This window comes from Salmonella sp. SAL-020 (genome assembly GCF_017372215.1).
Lineage (GTDB): Bacteria > Pseudomonadota > Gammaproteobacteria > Enterobacterales > Enterobacteriaceae > Salmonella > Salmonella enterica.
On record NZ_CP071690.1, the window covers coordinates 3,463,950 to 3,487,218 of the forward strand.

At 54.3% G+C, this 23,269-nt stretch carries 24 protein-coding genes; 6 read left to right on the top strand and 18 right to left on the bottom strand.

All coding sequences use genetic code 11. The features are described from left to right. The first annotated feature begins 3 nt into the window (after positions 1–3). A complete protein-coding gene (gene dxs, locus J1G48_RS16965; RefSeq protein ID WP_000006777.1) occupies positions 4–1,866 on the top strand; it encodes a 1-deoxy-D-xylulose-5-phosphate synthase in 1,863 nt (620 codons plus the stop codon). Between the two features lie 56 nt (positions 1,867–1,922). Beyond that, a complete protein-coding gene (locus J1G48_RS16970; protein WP_001199872.1) occupies positions 1,923–2,897 on the top strand; it encodes an aldo/keto reductase in 975 nt (324 codons plus the stop codon). A 103-nt stretch (positions 2,898–3,000) separates the two neighbouring features. On the opposite strand, the gene pgpA is transcribed toward J1G48_RS16970, so the two are convergent. From pgpA to nrdR, 6 genes are all read right to left on the bottom strand, one after another. Next, positions 3,001–3,516, bottom strand: coding sequence for a phosphatidylglycerophosphatase A (gene pgpA / locus J1G48_RS16975; RefSeq protein ID WP_000154063.1), 516 nt, complete (start codon positions 3,514–3,516; stop codon positions 3,001–3,003). Beyond that, positions 3,494–4,474 carry a thiamine-phosphate kinase gene (thiL, locus tag J1G48_RS16980; RefSeq protein WP_000742083.1) on the bottom strand — a complete coding sequence of 327 codons (981 nt, stop codon included), beginning with the start codon at positions 4,472–4,474 and terminating at the stop codon, positions 3,494–3,496. The genes pgpA and thiL overlap by 23 nt, the downstream gene beginning before the upstream one ends. 78 nt (positions 4,475–4,552) lie before the next feature. Continuing rightward, a complete protein-coding gene (gene nusB, locus J1G48_RS16985) occupies positions 4,553–4,972 on the bottom strand; it encodes a transcription antitermination factor NusB (RefSeq protein ID WP_000801129.1) in 420 nt (139 codons plus the stop codon). A gap of 20 nt (positions 4,973–4,992) precedes the next feature. Beyond that, positions 4,993–5,463, bottom strand: coding sequence for a 6,7-dimethyl-8-ribityllumazine synthase (gene ribE / locus J1G48_RS16990; protein ID WP_001021372.1), 471 nt, complete (start codon positions 5,461–5,463; stop codon positions 4,993–4,995). Between the two features lie 88 nt (positions 5,464–5,551). Beyond that, positions 5,552–6,655: a bifunctional diaminohydroxyphosphoribosylaminopyrimidine deaminase/5-amino-6-(5-phosphoribosylamino)uracil reductase RibD gene (gene ribD / locus J1G48_RS16995; protein WP_001150229.1), complete on the bottom strand. Its 1,104-nt coding sequence runs from the start codon at positions 6,653–6,655 to the stop codon at positions 5,552–5,554. A gap of 3 nt (positions 6,656–6,658) precedes the next feature. Next, on the bottom strand, positions 6,659–7,108 hold the full coding sequence (nrdR, locus tag J1G48_RS17000; RefSeq protein WP_000543533.1) for a transcriptional regulator NrdR: 450 nt from the start codon (positions 7,106–7,108) through the stop codon (positions 6,659–6,661). 151 nt (positions 7,109–7,259) lie between these two features. Between nrdR and J1G48_RS17005 the strand changes: the two genes are divergently transcribed. Continuing rightward, on the top strand, positions 7,260–7,799 hold the full coding sequence (locus J1G48_RS17005; RefSeq protein ID WP_000198484.1) for a DUF3251 domain-containing protein: 540 nt from the start codon (positions 7,260–7,262) through the stop codon (positions 7,797–7,799). 299 nt (positions 7,800–8,098) lie between these two features. Continuing rightward, positions 8,099–8,962: a nucleoside-specific channel-forming protein Tsx gene (locus J1G48_RS17010; RefSeq protein WP_000752021.1), complete on the top strand. Its 864-nt coding sequence runs from the start codon at positions 8,099–8,101 to the stop codon at positions 8,960–8,962. An 83-nt stretch (positions 8,963–9,045) separates the two neighbouring features. On the opposite strand, the gene J1G48_RS23590 is transcribed toward J1G48_RS17010, so the two are convergent. From J1G48_RS23590 to queA, 9 genes are all read right to left on the bottom strand, one after another. After that, positions 9,046–9,153, bottom strand: coding sequence for a type I toxin-antitoxin system toxin Ldr family protein (locus J1G48_RS23590; protein WP_000176312.1), 108 nt, complete (start codon positions 9,151–9,153; stop codon positions 9,046–9,048). 437 nt (positions 9,154–9,590) lie between these two features. Beyond that, positions 9,591–9,938, bottom strand: a complete 348-nt coding sequence (gene yajD / locus J1G48_RS17020) for an HNH nuclease YajD (RefSeq protein WP_000974818.1) — start codon at positions 9,936–9,938, stop codon at positions 9,591–9,593. Positions 9,939–10,107: 169 nt separating this feature from the next. After that, the gene (locus tag J1G48_RS17025) at positions 10,108–10,800 is read right to left on the bottom strand and encodes a YafY family protein (protein WP_000198318.1); all 693 of its coding nucleotides are present in this window, start codon (positions 10,798–10,800) and stop codon (positions 10,108–10,110) included. Between the two features lie 25 nt (positions 10,801–10,825). Further along, entirely contained in the window at positions 10,826–11,191 is a 366-nt protein-coding gene (locus J1G48_RS17030) for a VOC family protein (protein WP_000793035.1), read from the bottom strand. 144 nt (positions 11,192–11,335) lie between these two features. Beyond that, entirely contained in the window at positions 11,336–12,307 is a 972-nt protein-coding gene (gene secF / locus J1G48_RS17035; protein WP_000046629.1) for a protein translocase subunit SecF, read from the bottom strand. 10 nt (positions 12,308–12,317) lie between these two features. Beyond that, positions 12,318–14,165, bottom strand: a complete 1,848-nt coding sequence (secD, locus tag J1G48_RS17040; RefSeq protein WP_000934811.1) for a protein translocase subunit SecD — start codon at positions 14,163–14,165, stop codon at positions 12,318–12,320. A gap of 27 nt (positions 14,166–14,192) precedes the next feature. Continuing rightward, on the bottom strand, positions 14,193–14,525 hold the full coding sequence (yajC, locus tag J1G48_RS17045) for a preprotein translocase subunit YajC (protein WP_000007628.1): 333 nt from the start codon (positions 14,523–14,525) through the stop codon (positions 14,193–14,195). A 22-nt stretch (positions 14,526–14,547) separates the two neighbouring features. Continuing rightward, the gene (gene tgt / locus J1G48_RS17050; protein ID WP_000667302.1) at positions 14,548–15,675 is read right to left on the bottom strand and encodes a tRNA guanosine(34) transglycosylase Tgt; all 1,128 of its coding nucleotides are present in this window, start codon (positions 15,673–15,675) and stop codon (positions 14,548–14,550) included. Between the two features lie 196 nt (positions 15,676–15,871). Continuing rightward, a complete protein-coding gene (gene queA, locus J1G48_RS17055) occupies positions 15,872–16,936 on the bottom strand; it encodes a tRNA preQ1(34) S-adenosylmethionine ribosyltransferase-isomerase QueA (RefSeq protein ID WP_001266522.1) in 1,065 nt (354 codons plus the stop codon). A gap of 93 nt (positions 16,937–17,029) precedes the next feature. Here queA and acpH point away from each other — a divergent pair, with 93 nt between their 5' ends. Together acpH and J1G48_RS17065 are read left to right on the top strand one after the other, a co-directional pair. Beyond that, entirely contained in the window at positions 17,030–17,611 is a 582-nt protein-coding gene (acpH, locus tag J1G48_RS17060) for an ACP phosphodiesterase (protein ID WP_001009858.1), read from the top strand. A 209-nt stretch (positions 17,612–17,820) separates the two neighbouring features. Next, on the top strand, positions 17,821–18,423 hold the full coding sequence (locus J1G48_RS17065; RefSeq protein WP_000244731.1) for a peroxiredoxin: 603 nt from the start codon (positions 17,821–17,823) through the stop codon (positions 18,421–18,423). 71 nt (positions 18,424–18,494) lie between these two features. On the opposite strand, the gene malZ is transcribed toward J1G48_RS17065, so the two are convergent. The 3 genes from malZ to brnQ all read right to left on the bottom strand — a co-directional run bounded on the left by malZ (position 18,495) and on the right by brnQ (position 23,238). Continuing rightward, the gene (gene malZ / locus J1G48_RS17070) at positions 18,495–20,312 is read right to left on the bottom strand and encodes a maltodextrin glucosidase (RefSeq protein ID WP_000930715.1); all 1,818 of its coding nucleotides are present in this window, start codon (positions 20,310–20,312) and stop codon (positions 18,495–18,497) included. Between the two features lie 161 nt (positions 20,313–20,473). Then, positions 20,474–21,844, bottom strand: coding sequence for a proline-specific permease ProY (gene proY, locus J1G48_RS17075; protein ID WP_001537837.1), 1,371 nt, complete (start codon positions 21,842–21,844; stop codon positions 20,474–20,476). Between the two features lie 74 nt (positions 21,845–21,918). Continuing rightward, the gene (brnQ, locus tag J1G48_RS17080; protein ID WP_000149625.1) at positions 21,919–23,238 is read right to left on the bottom strand and encodes a branched-chain amino acid transporter carrier protein BrnQ; all 1,320 of its coding nucleotides are present in this window, start codon (positions 23,236–23,238) and stop codon (positions 21,919–21,921) included. Between the last annotated feature and the right edge of the window lie 31 nt (positions 23,239–23,269).

Below are 23,269 nucleotides of genomic sequence, written 5' to 3' on the forward strand. Positions count from 1 at the left end.
GCGATGAGTTTTGATATAGCCAAATACCCTACCCTGGCATTGGTCGACTCCACCCAGGAGTTACGACTGTTACCGAAAGAGAGTCTGCCGAAACTCTGCGACGAGCTACGCCGCTACTTACTCGACAGCGTAAGCCGTTCCAGCGGGCACTTCGCTTCCGGGCTGGGCACGGTAGAACTTACCGTGGCGCTGCATTATGTCTACAACACCCCGTTTGACCAGCTAATCTGGGATGTTGGTCACCAGGCTTATCCACATAAAATCCTTACCGGTCGTCGCGACAAAATCGGCACCATTCGCCAGAAAGGCGGTCTGCATCCGTTCCCGTGGCGCGGAGAAAGCGAATACGATGTGCTGAGCGTTGGGCATTCCTCCACCTCCATCAGCGCCGGTATCGGTATTGCCGTGGCGGCGGAGAAAGAAGGCAAAGATCGCCGCACCGTCTGTGTGATTGGCGACGGCGCCATCACCGCCGGTATGGCGTTTGAAGCAATGAATCACGCAGGCGATATCCGACCCGACATGCTGGTCATTCTGAACGACAATGAAATGTCGATTTCGGAAAACGTCGGCGCGCTCAACAACCATCTGGCGCAGCTACTTTCCGGTAAACTTTACTCTTCTCTGCGCGAAGGCGGAAAAAAGGTCTTCTCCGGCGTACCGCCAATTAAAGAACTGCTCAAGCGTACCGAAGAACATATTAAAGGCATGGTTGTGCCGGGCACACTGTTCGAAGAGCTGGGCTTTAACTACATCGGGCCGGTCGATGGTCACGATGTCATGGGGCTTATCAGCACATTGAAGAACATGCGCGACCTGAAAGGCCCGCAGTTCCTGCATATCATGACCAAGAAAGGCCGCGGCTATGAGCCCGCGGAAAAAGATCCGATCACTTTCCATGCGGTGCCTAAATTTGATCCTTCCAGCGGATGTTTGCCGAAAAGCAGCGGCGGTCTGCCAGGCTATTCAAAAATCTTCGGTGACTGGCTGTGTGAAACTGCCGCCAAAGACAGCAAGCTGATGGCGATCACCCCGGCAATGCGCGAAGGTTCCGGCATGGTGGAATTTTCACGTAAATTCCCGGATCGCTATTTTGACGTCGCCATCGCCGAGCAGCATGCCGTCACCTTCGCCGCAGGTCTGGCGATTGGCGGCTATAAGCCCGTCGTGGCGATCTACTCTACTTTCCTGCAACGCGCCTACGATCAGGTCATCCATGACGTCGCTATCCAGAAACTGCCGGTCATGTTCGCCATCGATCGCGCCGGTATCGTTGGCGCGGATGGGCAAACACACCAGGGCGCGTTCGATCTCTCCTATCTGCGCTGCATCCCGGATATGGTGATCATGACGCCAAGCGACGAAAACGAATGTCGCCAGATGTTATTTACCGGGTATCACTATAACGACGGCCCGACGGCAGTACGTTATCCACGCGGTAATGCGCAGGGCGTGGCGCTAACCCCGCTGGAAAAACTGCCTATTGGTAAAGGCCTTGTGAAGCGTCATGGCGAAAAACTGGCGATTCTGAACTTTGGCACCTTAATGCCTGAGGCGGCGAAAGTCGCCGAAGCGCTGAACGCCACGCTGGTCGACATGCGCTTTGTTAAGCCGCTGGACGACACGCTAATTCTGGAGATGGCCGCGCAGCATGACGCGCTGGTGACGCTGGAAGAGAACGCCATTATGGGCGGCGCTGGCAGCGGCGTAAACGAAGTGCTAATGGCCCATCGTAAACCTGTACCTGTGCTGAATATCGGTCTTCCGGATTTCTTTATCCCGCAAGGAACGCAGGAAGAAGCCCGCGCGGAACTGGGGCTTGACGCCGCAGGCATTGAAGCCAAAATCAAGGCCTGGCTGGCATAATCTCCTCTTTGCTCCTGCTATGCTTGAAGAGTGACGGGTATAACAGGAGCGGAGTCATGCAATACAACACGTTAGGAAATACCGATCTTCGGGTGTCCCGCCTTTGTCTGGGCTGTATGACATTCGGCGAGCCGAGTCGCGGCAATCACGCCTGGACGCTTCCCGAAGAGAGCAGCCGTCCCATCATCAAGCGCGCCCTTGAGGGCGGCATTAACTTTTTTGATACCGCCAACAGCTACTCCGACGGCAGCAGCGAAGAGATTGTCGGCCGCGCGCTGCGTGATTTCGCCCGGCGCGACGAGGTGGTGGTAGCGACGAAAGTCTTCCATCGCGTCGGCGATCTGCCGGAAGGATTGTCCCGCGCGCAAATCCTGCGCTCTATTGACGATAGCCTCACCCGTCTGGGAATGGAGTATGTCGATATCCTGCAAATCCACCGCTGGGATTACACCACGCCGATAGAAGAGACTCTGGAAGCGCTAAACGACGTGGTGAAGGCGGGTAAAGCCCGCTATATCGGCGCTTCCTCAATGCACGCCTCACAATTTGCCCAAGCGCTGGCGCTACAAAAACAACACGGCTGGGCGCCGTTTGTCACCATGCAGGATCACTATAACCTGATCTACCGCGAGGAAGAGCGTGAGATGCTACCGCTGTGCTGGCAGGAAGGCGTCGCCGTGATTCCGTGGAGTCCGCTGGCGCGCGGGCGCTTAACTCGCCCCTGGGGAGAAACCACGGCCCGGCTGGTCTCGGATGACGTGGGCAAAAATTTATACGCTGAAAGCGATAAAAATGATGCGCAAATAGCGGAACGGCTGGCTGGCGTCAGCAAGGCGCTTGGCGCAACGCGAGCGCAGGTCGCGCTGGCCTGGCTACTCAGTAAACGAGGCGTCGCCGCGCCGATTATCGGCGCTTCGCGTGAAGAGCAGTTAGATGAGTTGCTGAATGCCGTTGATTTAACGCTCAAACCGGAGCAGATTGCTGAACTCGAAACGCCGTACAAACAGCATCCGGTGGTGGGATTTAAATAATCTGCCATTGCCCGATGGCGCGGCGCTTATCGGGCCTGCGAAATCGACATATTGTTCGGGGATAGGCCGGATAAGGCGTTTACGCCGCCATCCGGCAAACCCTTTAAATAATACCGAGCGGCCAGTGATGACCGATAAAATACAGTATGCCGGCGGATATCACGCCGGCGACGATATCATCGATCATAATTCCCATGCCGCCGTGCACGTTGCGATCAAACCAACGGATCGGCCAGGGTTTCCACATATCCAGAATGCGGAAAATAACGAACCCGGCAGCCACCCACTGCCAGTCCGTCGTCGGCAACGCCATCAGCGTTATCCACATACCGATAAATTCATCCCAGACAATACTGCCGTGGTCGTGTACGCCCATATCTTTCGCCGTCTGATGGCAAAGATAAACGCCAATGCAGATCCCAAACATCACGACCAGCGAATAAAGCTGCCACGGCAGAAACGTCATCAAATACCAGAAGGGGATCGCCGCCAGCGAGCCCATCGTGCCCGGCACCACGGGGCTCAGCCCGCTGCCAAAGCCGGTAGCGAGCAGGTGCCACGGATTGCGCAAATTCAGGCGACTTTTCGCAACATCTTTATGGCGTGGCAAAATGGTCATATCCTTTCCAGTCAAAAGTGACAGGTTCTCCGTCACGCACAAAGGCGATCCCTTCGATATCCGCCGTCATTTGCCCGATACAGGTAAACGGCACGCCCAGATGACCAAGCGCGACATCCAGCGCGCCACGGTTCAGCTCCGGGACGGTAAAGCACAGTTCATAATCTTCGCCGCCGGATAACATCCAGCGAAGCTTTTGTTCGGGATCATTGGCATGTCCCCACAGTTCTTCGGAGTCAGGCAGCGCCTCCAAATCGATTCGCGCGCCGCAGTTGCTGGCTTGCAGAATGTGACCAAGATCGGAGATCAAACCGTCGGAAAGATCGATCGCTGAACTGGCGAGATCGCGTAGCGCCTGCCCTTGTAAAATACGCGGCGTCGGGCGCAGATGGCGTTTGACCAGATAGTCGGCATCCCCCCAGCTTCCCACGCGAAAATCACCCCGTAGAATCGCCAGCCCGGCAGCGCTATCGCCCAACGTGCCAGTAACATAAATCCAGTCGCCCGGTTTTGCGCCAGAACGTTTCAACGCCCGACCGACTGGCACAAGGCCATGAATACCTAGCGTCATCGACAGCGGGCCGCGCGTGGTATCGCCGCCAATGAGCTGCATGTCGTAGTAATCCAGTTGTTCAAACAGGCTGTCGCTGAACGCGGCAAGCCACGCCTCATCGACGTCAGGAAGCGTGAGCGCCAGCGTTAACCATGCCGGATCGGCGCCCATCGCCGCCAGATCGCTTAAATTCACCGCCAGCGCTTTATACGCCAGATCGGCAGGATCGATATCGGGTAAGAAATGGATGCCCGCCACCAGCGTATCGGTACTGATCGCCAGGGTCTGTTTTTCAGGAATATTCAGGAGCGCGCAATCGTCGCCAATACCGGTTTCAACATCAAGACGAGAGCTTTTTACACGGTCAAAATAACGGGCAATCAGGGAAAACTCGCCACATGCCATACGTTATGCCTCAGCAGAAAAAAAGAAAAGGCCGGAGACGGCGGGTATCGATCGCCCGCTATCTTTCCGGCCTGTGAATCACTTTTTGTTGGGACGAATCACCGGAGCTGCTTTATCCAGTACGCCGTTGACGAATTTGTGGCTGTCTTCAGCGCCAAAGGTTTTCGCCAGTTCAATCGCTTCGTTGATGGCCACTTTATAAGGCACATCGCTGCGTTTTGACAGCTCAAACAACGCAATACGCAGCACGGCTTTTTCAACCTGTCCCAGCTCTTCAAGCAGGCGGGACAGATACGGTTTCATTAAACCATCCAGGTACGCGCTGTTAGTCGCCACCCCGGATAGCAGTTCACGGAAATAGAGAACGTCGACGTCTTTTACGTCCTGTTCCGCCAGGAACTGGTATTCAACATCAGCGATGTCGTTCTGGGACAACTGCCAGGAGTAAAGCGCCTGGACGGCACACTCACGGGCGCGGCGACGAGCAGCAGGTTTCACGGAATTCCCCTTACAAAAAATCAGGCCTTAATGGCTTTCAATACATTAATCATTTCAAGCGCGGTCAGCGCAGCTTCTGCGCCTTTATTACCGGCTTTTGTACCAGCACGTTCGATGGCTTGTTCAATACTCTCGGTGGTCAGAACACCAAAGGCTACCGGCACGCCGCTGTCCTGGGCAACGCTTGCCAGGCCATTGCTGGCGCCGCCTGCCACATATTCAAAGTGCGCAGTCCCCCCGCGAATCACGGTTCCCAGCGCAACCACGGCGTCGTATTTACCGCTTTTCGCCAGCGCTTCGGTCGCCAGCGGCAGTTCATAGGCGCCAGGCACCCACACTACGGTAATATTATCATCTTTTACCTGACCAATACGCGTCAGGGCATCAACCGCGCCATCCAGCAGGCTGTCGTTGATAAACTGATTGAAACGCGCAATAGTGATGGCGACACGAGCGTCAGGGGCTGCAACGTTAGCTTTAATAATGTTCATATTCTCTCTTCCAGGGTTCATTTGGCCCCGCAGGGGGGCGGATTTTATCATAATAATTTGAGCGCTGCTCCCCTTTCGACGGGAGAACTCATGCGCTCACCATATGCAGGCAAACATCCGGGCCGACATGACGTATTTCGCTGAAGGTAAATTGCGGCGCGTCGGCGAGCTTCTCAAGCCCCGGCAATTCGCATAATCCCCGCGCCTGGGTTCCCAACAATTTAGGCGCGACATAGACAATCAGTTCATCCACCAGCCCGGCTTGCAGCAACGCGCCCGCCAGTCCCGGTCCGGCTTCAACCCATATGCTATTAATCTGCTGCCTGCCTAACTGCATCATCAGCACAACCAGATCCAAATGTCCGTTGTGCGCCGGCACGCTGATAGTACGAACCGAATCGGGCCACGCGCGGCTATCTTCCTGGGTACGCGCAATCCACGTTTCGCCAGGCTGCTGCACAATACGATGCGCAGGCGTTACCCGGTTTTGGCTGTCGATAACAATTCGCACCGGCTGGCGCAGATTTTCCTGCGGGTAAGACGCCTGCGTAGAGGCGTCTAACTCCGCCCAACGCACCGTCAAGGCCGGATCGTCAGCCAATACCGTCGCGCTACTGGTTAAGATAGCGTGACTTTGCGCACGCAAGCGCTGAACGTCGCGCCGGGCCTGCGGCGAGGTGATCCACTGGCTTTCGCCGCTGGCCATCGCCGTCCGTCCGTCGACGGAGGCGCCCAGTTTAAGCTGAAGATAAGGGAATCCGGTACGCATCCGTTTGAGGAAGCCTTTATTGAGCGCCTCCGCTTCACTCATCATTAACCCGTGGCTGACCGCAATACCCGCCTGTTGCAGGCGATACAGTCCGCGCCCGGCGACCTGTGGGTTCGGGTCCTGCATCGCGGCGACCACGCGCGCGACGCCAGCCGCAATCAGCGCATCGCAACATGGCGGCGTTCGCCCATGATGGCTACAGGGTTCAAGCGTGACATAGGCGGTTGCGCCTTTGGCTTTTGCGCCCGCCATCCGCAGCGCATGGACCTCGGCGTGCGGCTCTCCGGCGCGCTGGTGATAACCTTCGCCGACGATGTCGCCATTGTTAACAATGACACAGCCGACATTAGGGTTCGGGTGAGTGGTGAAACGTCCACGCTGCGCCAGTTTGAGCGCTCGCGCCATGTAAAACTCATCCTGCATGGCTTAGTCCTGTAGGCGAGCGATTTCTTCGCCAAAGTCTTTGATATCTTCGAAACTGCGATAGACGGAGGCAAAGCGAATATACGCGACTTTATCGAGTTTTTTCAGCTGCTCCATGACCAGGTTGCCAATCATCTTGCTGGGAACTTCACGCTCCCCAGTGGCACGTAATTGTGACTTAATATGGTTCAATGCCATTTCAACATCATCTGCGCTGACGGGTCTTTTTTCCAGCGCTCTCAACATGCCGCTACGCAGCTTATCCTCATTAAAGGGTTCGCGCACATCGTTGCTTTTTATCACGCGCGGCATGACCAGTTCAGCCACTTCAAAGGTCGTAAAGCGTTCATTACACACCAGACACTGCCGACGGCGGCGCACGGACGAGCCCTCGCCTACAAGACGAGAGTCAATGACTTTGGTATCTACGGCGAAACAAAATGGGCAATGCATACGGCGTCCTGACCAGATGATTTAGAAAACACTATTTTACCCTGAACTGGCGCGACAACAAAGGCGGAGCGCTTTTGAGATAAAGGATCGGTGCCTTTGTGCGTATAGCGCACTACCATTACGCTATCGGACCACGAAGGAAATCATCGACATGACAAGACGTTACCTAAGAATTCTCCTGGTGGGAAGTCTCTTGAGCCTGACCGCCTGCGCGCCGCAGAGCGAAGTTCGCCAGATGCATCAAAGCATTAGCACCCTGAATAAAGAGATGACCCAACTGAATCAGGAAACGGTAAAAATTACCCAACAAAATAAGCTGAATGCGGAGTCAACCCGCGGCGTCTATTTGTTGCCTGGCGCCAATACGCCTGCCCGGCTGGAGAGCCAGATCGGTACGCTACGTATGACATTGCTGGAAATTACGCCTGTCGCAGACGGCGCTCACGCAACGTTACACATTCAGGGCGAGTCCCGCGATCCGCTGCCGGCATTCAGCGCTACCGTAGAGTACGGGCAACTTCAGGGCACTACGGAGAACTATCAGGAGGTGAATGCACAGAGCCTTCTGGTAAATGCCCCTGCCAGCTTGCTGGCGCCCAGTGATGTCAATATTTCGTTACCGTTGAAGGGGATCACACCGGCGCAGTTAGGCTTCATTCGCATCCATGATATTCAGCCTGTTAATCAATAAACGTTCTGGCGGAGCGTTTTGTGCGTTCCGCAACATCCCCCGCGCGACTTTTGTTGCCCTACTGACATTTCCGTCATTTATGACATGGATTGGTAATATTCATGAAAGATAGTACTGTCGCCGCGTCTAAAATGCGCAAACGTGAACGCAATCGATTACGTAAATGATAGATATGTGAAACAAGACATATTTTTGTGAGCAATGATTTTTATAATAGGCTCCGCAGAAACACGAAATATTTAGAAACGCAAATTGCGTTCTTTTCACTCCCGCAAGGGATTTCAAACAGTGGCATACATATGAAAAAAACTTTACTCGCAGTCAGCGCAGCGCTGGCGCTCACCTCATCTTTTACTGCTAACGCAGCAGAAAATGATCAGCCGCAGTATTTGTCCGACTGGTGGCACCAGAGCGTAAACGTGGTAGGCAGCTACCATACCCGTTTCTCGCCGAAATTGAACAACGACGTCTATCTGGAATATGAAGCATTTGCCAAAAAAGACTGGTTTGATTTCTACGGCTATATCGATATTCCCAAAACCTTTGATTGGGGTAACGGCAACGATAAAGGTATCTGGTCCGACGGTTCTCCGCTGTTCATGGAAATCGAACCGCGTTTCTCGATTGATAAGCTGACCGGCGCAGACCTGAGCTTCGGCCCGTTTAAAGAGTGGTATTTCGCCAACAACTACATCTACGATATGGGCGATAACAAAGCCAGCCGCCAGAGCACATGGTATATGGGTCTGGGGACCGATATCGACACAGGCCTGCCGATGGGTCTGTCGCTGAACGTGTATGCGAAATATCAGTGGCAAAACTACGGCGCGTCCAATGAAAACGAATGGGACGGCTACCGTTTCAAAGTGAAATACTTCGTCCCCATCACCGATCTGTGGGGCGGTAAACTGAGCTATATCGGCTTTACCAACTTTGACTGGGGATCTGATTTAGGCGACGATCCGAACCGTACCAGCAACTCCATCGCTTCCAGCCATATCCTGGCGCTGAACTACGATCACTGGCACTACTCGGTCGTTGCGCGTTACTTCCATAACGGCGGACAGTGGCAGAATGGCGCAAAACTGAACTGGGGCGACGGCGATTTCAGCGCGAAATCTACCGGCTGGGGCGGCTACCTGGTCGTGGGTTACAACTTCTAAACCTGCAAAAAAGGCCAGAGGTCGTCTTCTGGCCCGTTTCGGGCGCATGCTGCCATGCGGCGGCGAGTCGCGCCCACTTCACATTACTTCCGGCGATGCCACCAGCCTAAAAACAGACCTGTCGCAATCCCGACCAGCGTTGGTGCCGCCAGATCGTGCCAGATAGTAATGCTCAACTCTGTGAGCGTCATATTGCCGCCTTTGTTGCAATGGCAACGGTTCGCGGCTATCCTCAACTTGTCTAGGGTCAAGTTAGCCCCCGTAATGTTGCCGGTGAATACCGAACAATGTGCGGGGGTTTTCTCTTTCCAGCGACAAGGCCACCGGGGATCAAGCCCCCGCAACATTGCGCCTCACCGGGTTGCCCCGGCTTACCGCTGATTCTACTCTGCTCGCCAGTATCGGCAGGACTTAAAAACAAAAAAATCCCAACCTTGCGATCGGGATTCCAGTGACAATGTATGCGTTACAGGACGTTTGGGGCTGGCGACAAACTCCGGGGCTGAAAAAATGTCGGATTGCATCCGATCTACGAAAACCAATAGTTCATTTATATTGCGGATTCCGTTGGGTGGAGCGAAGCGTAACCTAACATTCAACAGCACCAACAACTTTGTCAGCAGCCTGCTTATTTCTTTTTGTTCATCATCGCTTTCAGATCGGCAAACGGGTTATAAGTCGCCTCGCCGACATCTTTTTGCGCATCTTCCCCGGCAATGACCGTCGAACCGTACTGATCGGCTTCGGTATATTTAGAATGCTCATGATCGTGGCAGTAGAGGCACAATAGCTCCCAGTTGCTGCCGTCTTCCGGATTATTGGTGTGGTCATGATCGATATGATGCACCGTCAGCTCACGCAGATTTGAATACACAAACTCACGGGAACAACGTCCGCATACCCACGGAAACAGCTTCAGCGCTTTTTCACGATAGCCGCTTTCCAGGCGCGCATAGTTTTTGGGGATGATAGCCATAATCAACAGGTACCTGAATAATACAAAGGGTTATGCGCAGTTTCCCGCGAAGCCGGGCTTTTAGCAATGATTCTGTGCAACTTATATATCCAGGTAAGGAAGGCTATTTCAGGCAAACTGATGACCAATCAACCCGTTTTACAAGCGTTGGAGTTATCGCTATCACATCTTACGGCATTTTTTCGTGCTCAACTTTACGCAAAAAATCACGCAAAGAACGGTCGATTGTTTCACGAAATCGCCGGTTAAGCGGAGTAATTTGTAAACAGCGATCGAGGCGAAAACACCGATAGTCTTCCCGTCTCTCACACCAGGCAACCAGTAGCCAGTGCTCTCCCCAGAAAAACAATCCCAGAGGTTGTATATCCCGCGAAGAGAGATGCCCCGCTTCATCACGATAATGTAGCGCCAACACCTGCTGCGCCGAAACGGCCTGATGGATAAGATCAAACGCGCTGCGCGAATGTGGAGATGTACCCAAATCCGGAGCGTAAATCCGTGTCTGCTCCGCTTTACGACGGCTCTCTTCCGGTAAAATAGCCAACACTTTTTCCTGGGCGGATTCAAGCTCGCGCGATAGCGAATCGCCGCCCCAGGTTTTCAATAACCGTATAGCCACCATCAGTGCTTCCGATTCACGATGGGTAAGCATCAAGGGCGGCAGATCAAAACCCGCCATTAAACGGTATCCGCTCCCCGCTTCACCTTCGACAGGCACACCGGATAACGACAGATCGCGAATATCGCGATAAATCGTCCGTTCAGAAACCGCAAGCCGCTGTGCCAACAGCGCTGCCGTCGTCAGTCGTCTACCCCGCAAAATTTGCACGATCTGAAACAAACGGTCAGCGCGTCTGGTCATATTGACTCTCTACATTTAGCAAATATCACGCAGGTTGATGTAAACCTATTCGGTTACCTTCGCTGTCAATAAACAACGCGATGGTTCCAATGTCATCTCCGGGAACCATGGGTTCCAGAACACACTTGCCACCAGCAAGGACGACACGTTCAATCGAGGCTAACAAATCGGCGGTATGCAGATAAATAACGACTCCCTGCGCAACTGGAGCGACATCATCCTGCTTTATCAGCGCTCCGCCGGGTCCGGGTTCAGCATACGGGAATACGGCCAGGTCCGCCCCATCCATGGTTTCCCGACGTAACGATATCTGCATCACTTGCTCATAAAAGGCGATTGCACGCGCCATATCAGTAACTGGAATTTCAAACCAGTTAATCAAGTTTTTCATACATCCTCCTGCGTGTGTGGATTAATTCATGAGGAGTGTATGACAGGGCTCCTGACAGCATACTGTCAGTAATGTTTATCGTCATGGTACATAAAAAAAATCCCGATCGTATGACCGGGATTCAGATAACACTTAAATACGTGTTTACGGCAGAATGGACGGCTGATCCGCCCCTTCTTTTTCGACTTTCTGCTGCAGCATATGCTCGCGCTTCATACCGAGTTTCAGCGCCAGCGCCGATGCGACATAGATAGAAGATGCCGTACCAATAGAGACACCGATCAGCATCGTCAGCGAGAAGCCTTCCAGTACCGGACCGCCGAAGAGGTACAGCATCAGAATTACCACTAACGTCGTACCGGAGGTAATCAACGTACGGTGTAGCGTCTGGGTCAGCGACACGTTAAAGATTTCGTAAGGCGTCCCGCGACGGATTTTGCGGAAGTTTTCACGAATACGGTCGGAGACCACGATACTGTCGTTCAGCGAGTAACCGATCACCGACATCAACGATGCCACAATGGTCAGGTCAATCTCGATATGGAAAAGCGACAGTATCCCCAGCGTAATGATCACGTCGTGCGCCAGCGCGATGACCACCCCTGCCGCCAGTCGCCACTCAAAGCGGAAACCGACATAAACGAGGATAGAGATCAACGCCACCAGCAGCGCCATAGCGCCGGTTTGCGCCAGATCGGCGCCCACGCTTGGCCCCACGAATTCAATACGCTTCACGGCCGCGTTCTGGTTGGTGGCTTCATTAATGATCGTCACCACTTTGCTACCCAGTACCTGACCGCCGGTTTCACCTTCGGTTGGCGGCATACGCACCATAATGTCGTGACTGCTGCCAAAGTTCTGCAACTGCGGCTCTTCATAGCCCGCTTTTTGCAGCGCTTCGCGCATCACGTCCATTTCAGCCGGTTTTTCCAGCGTGATTTCAATTACCGTACCACCGGTGAAATCCAGCCCCCAGTTAAACCCGCGTACGCCCATAATGACAATGGCCGCGATCAGCAACAGCCCGGAGATGCCGAATGCCCAGAAGTCCCAGCGCATAAAGTCATAGACTTTACGGCCGTGGTTTAGTTGTTCAACAGTGTATTCCTGTGCCACATCGCACTCCTCAGATTGACAGCTTAGTGACGCGCTTGCCGCCATATAGCAGGTTTACGATAGCACGCGTACCGATAATCGCGGTAAACATCGACGTCGCCACACCGATACCGGTCGTAATCGCGAACCCTTTAATTGCCCCGGTACCAACGGCATACAGAATGATGACTTTAATCAGCGTCGTGATGTTCGCATCGAAGATGGAACTGAACGCGCCGGCATAGCCTTCGTTTATCGCCTGCTGTACCGTGCGGCCATTACTCAACTCTTCTTTGATACGTTCGTTAATCAGAACGTTGGCGTCGACCGCCACCGCAAGGGTTAACACGATACCCGCAATCCCCGGCATACTGAGCGTTGCCCCCGGCAACAGCGACATGATACCGACAATCAACACCAGGTTAGCCACTAACGCGCTGGTCGCAATCAGACCAAACTTCTTATAGAAGAAGATCATGAACAGGATGGAGACCACCAGACCGGCCAGACAGGCTTCCAGGCCCTGCTTGATGTTCTGCATACCCAGAGTCGGGCCAATGGTGCGCTCTTCAACGATCTGAATCGGCGCAATCAGGGCGCCCGCACGCAACAACAACGAGAGCTGACGCGCTTCGTTCGGGTTGCTGATACCAGTAATACGGAAGCTGTTACCCAGCCGGGACTGGATGTTGGCAATGTTAATCACTTCTTCCTGTTTCACCAGTACGGCGCGACCGTTAGCGTCTTTCTTACCGCTGTCTTTATACTCCACAAACAGGGTCGCCATCGGTTTGCCGATATTGTCCTTAGTGAAGTTAGACATGATATTGCCGCCTGCGCTATCCAGCGAGATGTTAACCTGCGGTTGGTTATATTCATCCTGGCTGGACGTCGAGTCGGTGATATGGTCGCCGGTGAGGATCACGCGTTTGTACAATACCACCGGCTGACCTTCGCGGGTCTGTTTCACTTCGGAATCACCCGGTACGCGCCCGGCAGCAGCGGCGGCCTGGTCAACGTTGGTATTCACCAGACGGAATTCCAGCGTCGCGGTCGCGCCGAGAATTTCTTTCGCGCGAGCGGTATCCTGGATACCCGGCAGCTCAACCACAATACGGTCTGCGCCCTGGCGTTGTACGACAGGCTCCGCGACGCCCAGTTGGTTAACACGGTTACGCAGAATATTAATGTTCTGCTGAACGGCGTATTCACGCGCTTCGCTCAGGCGCGCATCGGTCATTACCGCGCGAAGTTGATTGCCGCTCTGGCTGGAAATCACCAGGTCACGATGACGCGGCGTCAGATAGGCGATCGCCTCATCACGCGCTTTGCTGTCACGGAACGTGATGCTCAACCCATAATTATTTTCTTTACGAACGGTGGTATAAGGAATGCCTTTTTCACGCAGATCGCTGCGCAGGCTATCGATATTTTGTTCCTGGAGTTTACCTAACGCGGTATCCATATCCACTTCCATCAGGAAGTGAACGCCGCCGCGCAGATCAAGACCGAGCTTCATCGGATCGGCGTGAATAGCCGCCAACCAGCGCGGCGTAGCCGGCGCAAGGTTAAGCGCCACGACATATTTATCCCCCAGCACGCTCATCAGCGCTTCACGGGCGCGTAGCTGGGTATCGGTGGTGTCGAAGCGCGCAAGAATAGCGCCCTCTTCCAGTGCCACAGACTTAGCGGGAATTTTTTCTTCTTGTAACGTTTTCTGGACCTGGATCAGCGTTTGCTCACTGGCGGCGACGCCGCGCACGCCAGTGATTTGAACAGCCGGATCCTCACCATACAGGTTGGGAAGTGCGTAAAGCAGGCCGACGATAATCACGACGACCAGCATGATGTACTTCCACAAAGGATAACGGTTTAACACGGCAGTTCCCTTTGGGAAAACGAAATATTACAGCGCCTTCATGGTGCCTTTCGGCAGAACGGCAGCTACGAAGTCACGTTTGATAACCACTTCCGTGGTGTCATTCAGCGCGATGGCAATGTAGCCGGCTTCCGCTACTTTGGTCACTCGACCGACCAGACCGCCATTCGTCAGAACTTCATCACCTTTCGCAATGGAGTCCATCAGCTTTTTGTGCTCTTTGGTGCGCTTCTGCTGCGGGCGCAGGATCATGAAATAGAAAATCAGACCAAACACCACCAGCATTAAAATCAGAGACATCGGGCTGCCCTGCGCTGGAGCACCTGTTGCCGCTACCGCATCAGAAATAAAAAAGCTCATTCAAATTCCCTCATTATTAAAATTAATCAACGTTCAAAGGTGGAACGGGTCGCCCCTGACGTTGGTAAAACTCGGTTACGAAGCTCTCTAATTTACCCTCTTCAATAGCCTTGCGTAAACCCGCCATCAAACGCTGGTAGTAACGCAAGTTATGAATGGTATTGAGACGCGCACCTAATATTTCGTTGCAACGGTCGAGATGATGCAAGTAAGCGCGTGAATAATTGCGACAGGTGTAGCAATCGCACTCGGCGTCAAGCGGGCTGGTGTCGCTTTTATGCTTTGCATTACGAATCTTCACCACGCCGTCGGTCACAAACAGATGACCATTACGGGCATTTCGCGTTGGCATGACACAGTCAAACATATCAATACCGCGACGCACTCCTTCCACCAGATCTTCCGGTTTACCCACGCCCATCAGGTAACGCGGTTTGTCAGCCGGGATCTGCGGGCAAACGTGCTCCAGAATGCGGTGCATATCTGCTTTCGGCTCACCGACAGCCAAACCGCCGACAGCGTAGCCATCAAAGCCAATCTCTACCAGACCTTTCACCGAGATATCGCGTAAATCTTCGTAAACGCTGCCCTGAATGATGCCAAAAAGCGCATTCTTATTGCCAAGGCTATCAAAACGGTCGCGGCTACGCTTCGCCCAACGCAACGACATCTCCATCGAGCGTTTCGCATAGTCCCAGTCTGCCGGGTACGGCGTACATTCATCAAAGATCATCACGATATCGGAACCGAGATCGTACTGGATCTCCATCGACTTTTCCGGATCGAGGAAAATCGGATCACCGTTGATCGGGTTACGGAAGTGCACGCCTTGCTCGGTAATCTTACGAATATCGCCGAGGCTGAAGACCTGGAAGCCGCCGGAATCGGTGAGAATCGGCCCTTTCCACTGCATAAAATCGTGCAGATCGCCATGCAGCTTCATGATCTCCTGACCCGGGCGCAGCCACAGGTGGAAAGTGTTGCCGAGAATAATCTGCGCGCCGGTCGCTTCCACTTCTTCCGGCGTCATGCCTTTCACGGTACCGTAAGTACCCACAGGCATAAAAGCAGGCGTTTCCACTATGCCACGATCAAACACCAGACGACCGCGACGCGCGCGACCATCGGTGGTATCTAACTCAAATTTCATTATCACTCCTGCGTCAGAAAAACAGTCCGACGTTTAACGACTCGCTACGGAATGATTCCATAGCTAATAAATTCCCGAAGGCGTCATCGGCGCAGCCAGTTTGGGGTCGACCAGCGCACAGCCACCGGAGCGTACACGCAGTACGTGAGGATGGCGAGCACTGCCCGGCGTCAAAATGGCAAGTGAGATAGCCTTCTTACGGACGCTCAGAAATAGCCTGCGGATTGTACGTGATAAACATCGCGTCCCCGTAGCTAAAAAAGCGATATTTTTGTTCTACCGCAGTCTTATAGGCATTCATGGTGTGTTGATAACCGGCAAATGCGGAAACCAGCATAATCAACGTCGATTCCGGCAGATGAAAGTTGGTGATCAGCGCATCAATCACTTTGTATTGATAACCTGGATAAATAAAGATTTGCGTATCGCCGAAGAACGGCTCTATCAAATCGTTTTTTGCCGCCTGTGCCGCGCTCTCCAGTGAGCGTACCGAGGTGGTGCCGACAGCGATAACCCGGTTGCCACGCGCTTTCGCCGCCAGCACCGCGTCGACCACCTCCTGCGGCACCTCAGCATATTCGGAGTGCATGATGTGATCTTCAATGGTATCGACACGCACTGGCTGGAAAGTGCCCGCGCCTACGTGTAGCGTAACAAACGCCATTTCGATACCTTTCTCACGAAGCGCCGCCAGCAGCGGCTCATCAAAGTGCAGCCCCGCGGTCGGCGCGGCGACGGCGCCCGGTTTTTCACTGTAGACCGTCTGGTACAGTTCGCGGTCGGCGTCCTCGTCCGGGCGGTCGATGTACGGCGGCAACGGCATATGGCCGATGGCGTTAAGAATATCCAGCACCGGACGCGGGTCATTAAACTCAACTTCAAACAGAGCGCCGTGACGCGCGGTCATGGTCGCGTGGATACTTTCGTCGTCGCCCAGTAGCAGTTCCGTGCCCGGTTTTGGCGCTTTAGAAGCGCGAATATGCGCCAGGATGCGTTTATCATCGAGCATACGTTCGACCAGCACTTCTATCTTGCCGCCGCTGGCTTTACGGCCAAAGAGCCGCGCCGGGATCACGCGGGTATTATTGAAGACCAGCAAATCGCCAGGGTTGAGCTTATCGAGCAGATCGGTGAAAGTACCGTGCGTCAGCGCGCCCGTCGGCCCCTCTAATGACAGCAAACGGCAGCGACTGCGTTCCGGCTGTGGGTAGTGGGCAATCAGGGATTCGGGTAGTTCAAAGGAAAAATCGGTAACGCGCATGACTCTGACTCAGACTAAAATAAGAGGCGGGTAGTCTAGTGCCGGGGCGTTCCCGCTGCAACCGTTACCCGCTTTTTGGACAGAGAATCAATAATGAATTTTCTTGCTCACCTGCATCTGGCGCACCTTGCCGACAGCTCGCTTTCCGGTAATCTTCTGGCCGATTTTGTCCGCGGTAACCCGGCAACGCATTATCCTCCTGACGTGGTAGAGGGTATTTATATGCATCGGCGTATTGACGTCATGACCGACAACCTGCCGGAAGTTCGTGAGGCGCGAGAGTGGTTCCGCCATGAAACGCGGCGCGTGGCGCCCATTACGCTGGACGTCATGTGGGATCATTTTTTATCGCGTCACTGGACGCAAATCTCTCCCGATTTTCCACTTCAGGCGTTTGTCGGCTACGCCCATGCGCAGGTCGCGACGATTCTGCCCGACTCCCCGCCGCGCTTTGTCAACCTGAATGATTATCTTTGGTCAGAAAAATGGTTAGAGCGGTATCGCGATATGGATTTCATTCAAAACGTGCTGAATGGCATGGCGAATCGCCGTCCCCGGCTGGATGCCTTGCGTGATTCCTGGTACGATCTGGACGCGCACTACGACGCGTTAGAAGAGCGCTTCTGGCATTTTTATCCGCGTATGATGGCACAGGCCGCCCGCAAAGCGCTGTGACGGCCTGATAGCGAGGGCGTGCGTCAGATCCGCCGTTGGCAGAAAGATCGTTCGCTGTCATAAAAGGGTCATCATTACGATTTATAATGACCCGATCGATAGGCAAAAGCTGTCTCATTGATTGTCAAGACCGCATTGTTTTGTCGCTTCGCCCTCCCTATACTGCCCGCGTTGCGTTCTAAAACCCTTAATATTGCAGGAGAATTATTATGGTACTGGTTACTCGTCAGGCCCCGGATTTCACCGCTGCGGCGGTACTGGGTAGCGGTGAGATTGTTGATAAATTCAACTTCAAACAACACACCAATGGTAAAACGACCGTTCTGTTCTTCTGGCCGATGGACTTCACTTTTGTTTGCCCGTCTGAGCTGATCGCCTTTGATAAACGTTATGAAGAATTCCAGAAGCGCGGCGTTGAAGTGGTCGGCGTTTCTTTCGACTCTGAGTTCGTTCACAACGCATGGCGTAACACCCCTGTCGATAAAGGCGGCATTGGCCCGGTGAAATACGCAATGGTCGCCGACGTGAAGCGTGAAATTCAGAAAGCTTACGGTATCGAACACCCGGACGAAGGCGTTGCGCTGCGCGGCTCTTTCCTGATTGACGCTAACGGTATTGTTCGCCACCAGGTCGTAAACGATCTGCCGCTGGGTCGTAATATCGACGAAATGCTGCGTATGGTCGACGCGCTGCAGTTCCACGAAGAGCACGGTGATGTCTGCCCGGCGCAGTGGGAAAAAGGCAAAGAAGGCATGAACGCCTCTCCGGACGGCGTGGCTAAATACCTGGCTGAGAACATTTCCAGCCTGTAAGTCAGTGCATTGATAAAAGGCTCGCGAATGCGAGCCTTTTTTATGCGTGAGGTATTATGAACCACCTCGCCTCAACGATTCATCCATACCGTCGCGGAAATCGCGGGTAAACTAAGTCTTCCCTCGCGGATGTCACCGCTTCCCGTTTTACATTGCCATCCGGCCACGTTCAGCAACGGCAACGCTTCCAGCGCCACTTCACAGGCCTCGCCCCGGTTAATCGCCACCAGCGCCCGCTGCTGCTGATAAACTCGCACGAATACCACTACGTCACCTTCGGCATACAGCGCCTGGCATCCGCCACGACGCAGCGCCAGACTGCTCTGGCGCAGTTTCGCCATACGCTGGTACAGCGCCAGCAAGTTGCCGTCCTGCTTGCGTTCATCCCACGGGAATGGTTTGCGGCACATAGGGTCATTTGCGCCGTCCACGCCGACTTCATCGCCGTAATAAATACATGGCACGCCGGGCCAGGTAAACAGCCAGACCACCGCCAGCGGCAGGCGCGCCGCGTCTTTACCCAGCAGGGTTTTAAAGCGCGCAGTATCATGGCTGTCGAGTTGATTAAACATGCGCAGTTGTTGCTGATGTGACAGCCCGGCGCGGTAGTTATCCATCCACGCGATACAGGTCCGGGCATCAATATGCTGTGGTTCGTAAGCGATATCAGTATTGGCGAGAAATCCCCATAGCGGGAAGGTGAAGCCGCGATAATTCATGGCGGCATCTTCCGCATCGGCCTGTAGCCACTGCCGCGCATCGCCGAAATGTTCCCCCACAATATAGGCTTCGGGCTGCGCCTCTTTTGCCGCCCGGGTAATACCGGCGACGTGCTGCAAATTATGACGCGCCCCGCCCGCCTCGCCCAGCATATGTACGACATCCAGCCGCCAGCCGTCCATATTCCACGGAGCCTTTAGCCAGTGACGAACGATACTGTCCTCACCGCGATAGATCTCATCGACCAGCGTTTCTGATTGATAATCGAGTTTCGGCAGGCTCGGATAACCCAGCCAGTCCAGCGCCACGCCTTGTGGTGAAAAGGAGTACCAGTCACGCCACGGCGAGTCCGGGTGATGGCACGCGCCGCCAGTGCTGCGGTTATGCCTGTCAAACCACGCATGCGAGTCGCCGCTATGGTTAAACACGCCATCCAGCACCAGCCTCATGCCCTGTGCTTGCGTTTCACGCCGCAGGCGTAGCAGCGCCCGATCGCCGCCAAATTGCGGATCGACATGGCGATAATCTTCCGTGTCGTACTTATGGACGCTCGGCGCGGTAAATACCGGATTCAGATATAGCGCTGTGACACCCAGTTTTTTCAGATACGGCAGCTTCTCACAAATGCCATTCAGACAGCCGCCGTAAAAGGTGGAACCGCCCGCCTGGGGAGTGAGCGGTTCATCCCACTCTTTACGCACGATGTCGTGACCGGCAGCATGGTGGTAATACACCTTATCCTGCCCGGCTTCACGAGACTGGCTGCGGGCAAAACGATCCGGGAAGATCTGATAAAAAATTTGATCGGCGACCCACTGCGGGCCGCTATCCGGCACATCAACCGCAAATTGTTCCAGACGCGCGGGCGGAAAGCAGCTAAATCCCTGCGGCGTAAACCAAAGCTGGCGGTCGTGCCAAAGCAATTTAAAGCTGTAACGGCGACGGGGCTGCCCTAACGCGATATTGAGCGTCGCTCGCCACGCCGTCACGCCCGGCTGCGGCTGGCGGCGCTGTTTGCGCATCGCCAGTGAGATTTCTTCATTATCGAATTCTGAGCGCAACGTCACGCGAGACGGCGGATTTTCTCCGCTCAGCCACAGCGTAATGGTTAATTTATCGTTATGTTGCTTCACAAATGGGGCAACCGGTAAGTGCCAGGCATTCAACATCTCGTATCCCCTCCACTGAAAATGGGGCCACCTTGCCACAGAGATTTAAAGGATAACTCATCATCCAGGGGTTTATTAGGGGAGGAGACTCCAGGAGGAGAAACGGCTCCGCTTATCCGGCCTACCATTGTCTGCAGACCGGATAAGGCAGAGAAAAACGACTACGCCTGCGCCAATTGACGGTCGCGACGGCGTTTAAACATCCAGCCAATCAACAGCAGAACTATCCAGGCGAAGCCCACATACAGTGAGATGCGGGTATCCGGATGGTAGCCGATAAGCGCAATAATGAAGACCAGGAAAATCAGACCCGCTATCGTCGTTACGACACCGCCCGGCACCTTAAACTTCAGCGCTTTTACCTCTTCCGGCGGTAAACGACGGCGGAAGGCGATTTGTGACAGCAGGATCATGATCCATACCCATACCGTCGCAAACGTCGCCAGCGAGGCAATCACCAGGAAGACGTTTTCCGGCATGATGTAGTTCAGGTAAACCGCAAACAGCAGCGCAATCGTCATCACCAGCACAGTAACCCACGGAATACCACGGCGTGACGTTTTGGCAAAGACTTTCGGCGCGCTCCCCTGCTCCGCCATACCATGCAGCATACGGCCTACGCCAAACACATCGGAGTTGATAGCGGAAAGCGAGGCGGTCAATACCACAAAGTTCAGAATGCTGGCGGCAAAGGTAATCCCCATATGCTGGAACGTCAGCACAAATGGGCTGCCGTTTGTGCCGACCTGATTCCACGGATAGATAGACATAATGACGAACAGCGTGCCGACATAAAATACCAGGATACGCATCGGTACTGAGTTAATGGCGCGCGGAATGGATTTCTCCGGGTCTTTCGCTTCCCCGGCGGTGATACCGATAATCTCAATCCCGCCGTAAGCGAACATCACCATTTGCAGCGACATGATCATTCCCAGCCAGCCATTGCTGAAGAAGCCGCCGTTGCTCCACAGGTTATGAATGCCGGTCGGCTGCCCGCCGTTGCCAATTCCCCACACAATGATGCCGATACCCGCGACAATCATGATAATAATGGTGGCGACTTTGAAGAAGGAGAACCAAAACTCCAGCTCGCCGAACACCTTGACGCTCATCAGGTTGATGGCGCAAATGATCAGCACCACGCTAAGTACCCAAATCCAGTGCGGCACGGCGGGGAACCAGACTCCCATGTAAATGCCGAACGCGGTCACGTCGGCAATGGCGACGATCAGGATCTCAAAACAGTAGGTCCAGCCGGTAATGTAGCCCGCAAGCGGGCCGAGGTTTTCCTGCGCATAGCGCGAAAATGAGCTGGCGGCAGGGTTGTGAACGGACATTTCCCCCAATGCGCGCATAATGATATATGCCGCGACCCCGCCAATAATATAGGCCAACAGCACGCTCGGCCCCGCCATTTTGATGGCGTCCGCCGAGCCGTAAAACAGGCCGGTGCCGATTGCCGAACCTAATGCCATAAAGCGAATGTGCCGGGTGCTCAGCCCACGCTTTAGCTTATTATTGCTTTCCATCAATTTCTGACCTATCAACACAATAAAAAACCACGGGGCGTTAAGCCCCGTGGTGTACACATATGTCAGCGATTTTAGTGAGCGCTGGAGGTCACCTGCCGACCCGCCGCGCGATCCCAGATAATCGCCAGGATCACCATCACCACCGTTGGCATCAACCACGCCAGTCCCTGTTCCGCCAGCGGCAAACGCTGACTCCAGGCTGGCAGCATATCGCCAAAGGCAGATGCTTTGATGCCGTCAAGGATACCAAAAAGCAGACTGATAAACATGGCCGGCGCGATGATGCGGGTGGAATTATGCCACCATGAGCGGGTAAAACTTAATACAACCAGTGCGATACACGGCGGATAGATAGCCGTCAGCACCGGAATGGAAATTTGAATCAGATGGCTCAGTCCGAGGTTTGACACCACCATAGAGAAGCCGCCGAGAATAAAGACCAGCGTGCGGTAAGACAGCGGAATATACTGCGCGAAAAACTCAGCGCAGGCGCAGGTCAGCCCCACCGCCGTCACCAGACACGCGATAAAGATCAGCGCCGCCAGCAGGAAGCTTCCCGCGCCGCCAAAGGTATGCTGAACGTAGGCATGAAGAATCGCCGCGCCGTTCGCTGACTGATCGACCAGCGTCGCGCTATCAGAACCTAAGCGGAACAAGGCAAGGTAAAGCAGCGTCAGCCCCACGCCCGCCATCAGGCCGGCCCAGACCGTGTAACGCGTCAACAGGCGCGCTTCGGTCACGCCGCGAGAACGCGCCGCGTTCACAATAACGATACCAAACACCATCGCGCCCAGCGTATCCATCGTCAGATAGCCGTTCACAAATCCGTTAGAAAAGGCCGCATTCTGATAAGCGTCCAGGGCGTTGCTGATTGGACCGGCAGGCCAAACGATAGCCGCGACGGAAAGGATGACCAGCGCAATAATTTTCAACGGCGCCAGGAAATTCCCTACCGTATCCAGCAGCTTACCCGGATAGAGGGAAACCAGAATAACAATAGCGAAATAGACCACGCTGTAAATCAGCAACGGCATTGCAGAATCGCCGGTCAACGGAGCGATACCGACCTCAAACGACACCGTCGCGGTACGCGGCGTCGCAAATAACGGCCCGACGGCCAGATAGCAAACGGTCGCCAGCAGGAGTCCCGCCACTTTACCAATCGGCGTACTGAGGCTGTCTACGCCGCCGCCGACTTTCGCCAGCGCCACAACAGTAAGAACCGGTAGCCCTACGGCGGTAATCAGAAAGCCAATAGCGGCTGTCCAGACGTGTTCACCCGCCTGCAAACCGACCATAGGAGGAAAGATAATATTGCCTGCGCCAACGAACAGCGCAAATGTCATAAAGCCCAGGGCGATGATATCGCGCGATTTTAACTGATGGGTCATAAAGTCTTACTGCCTGTGGATGGTGATGTTG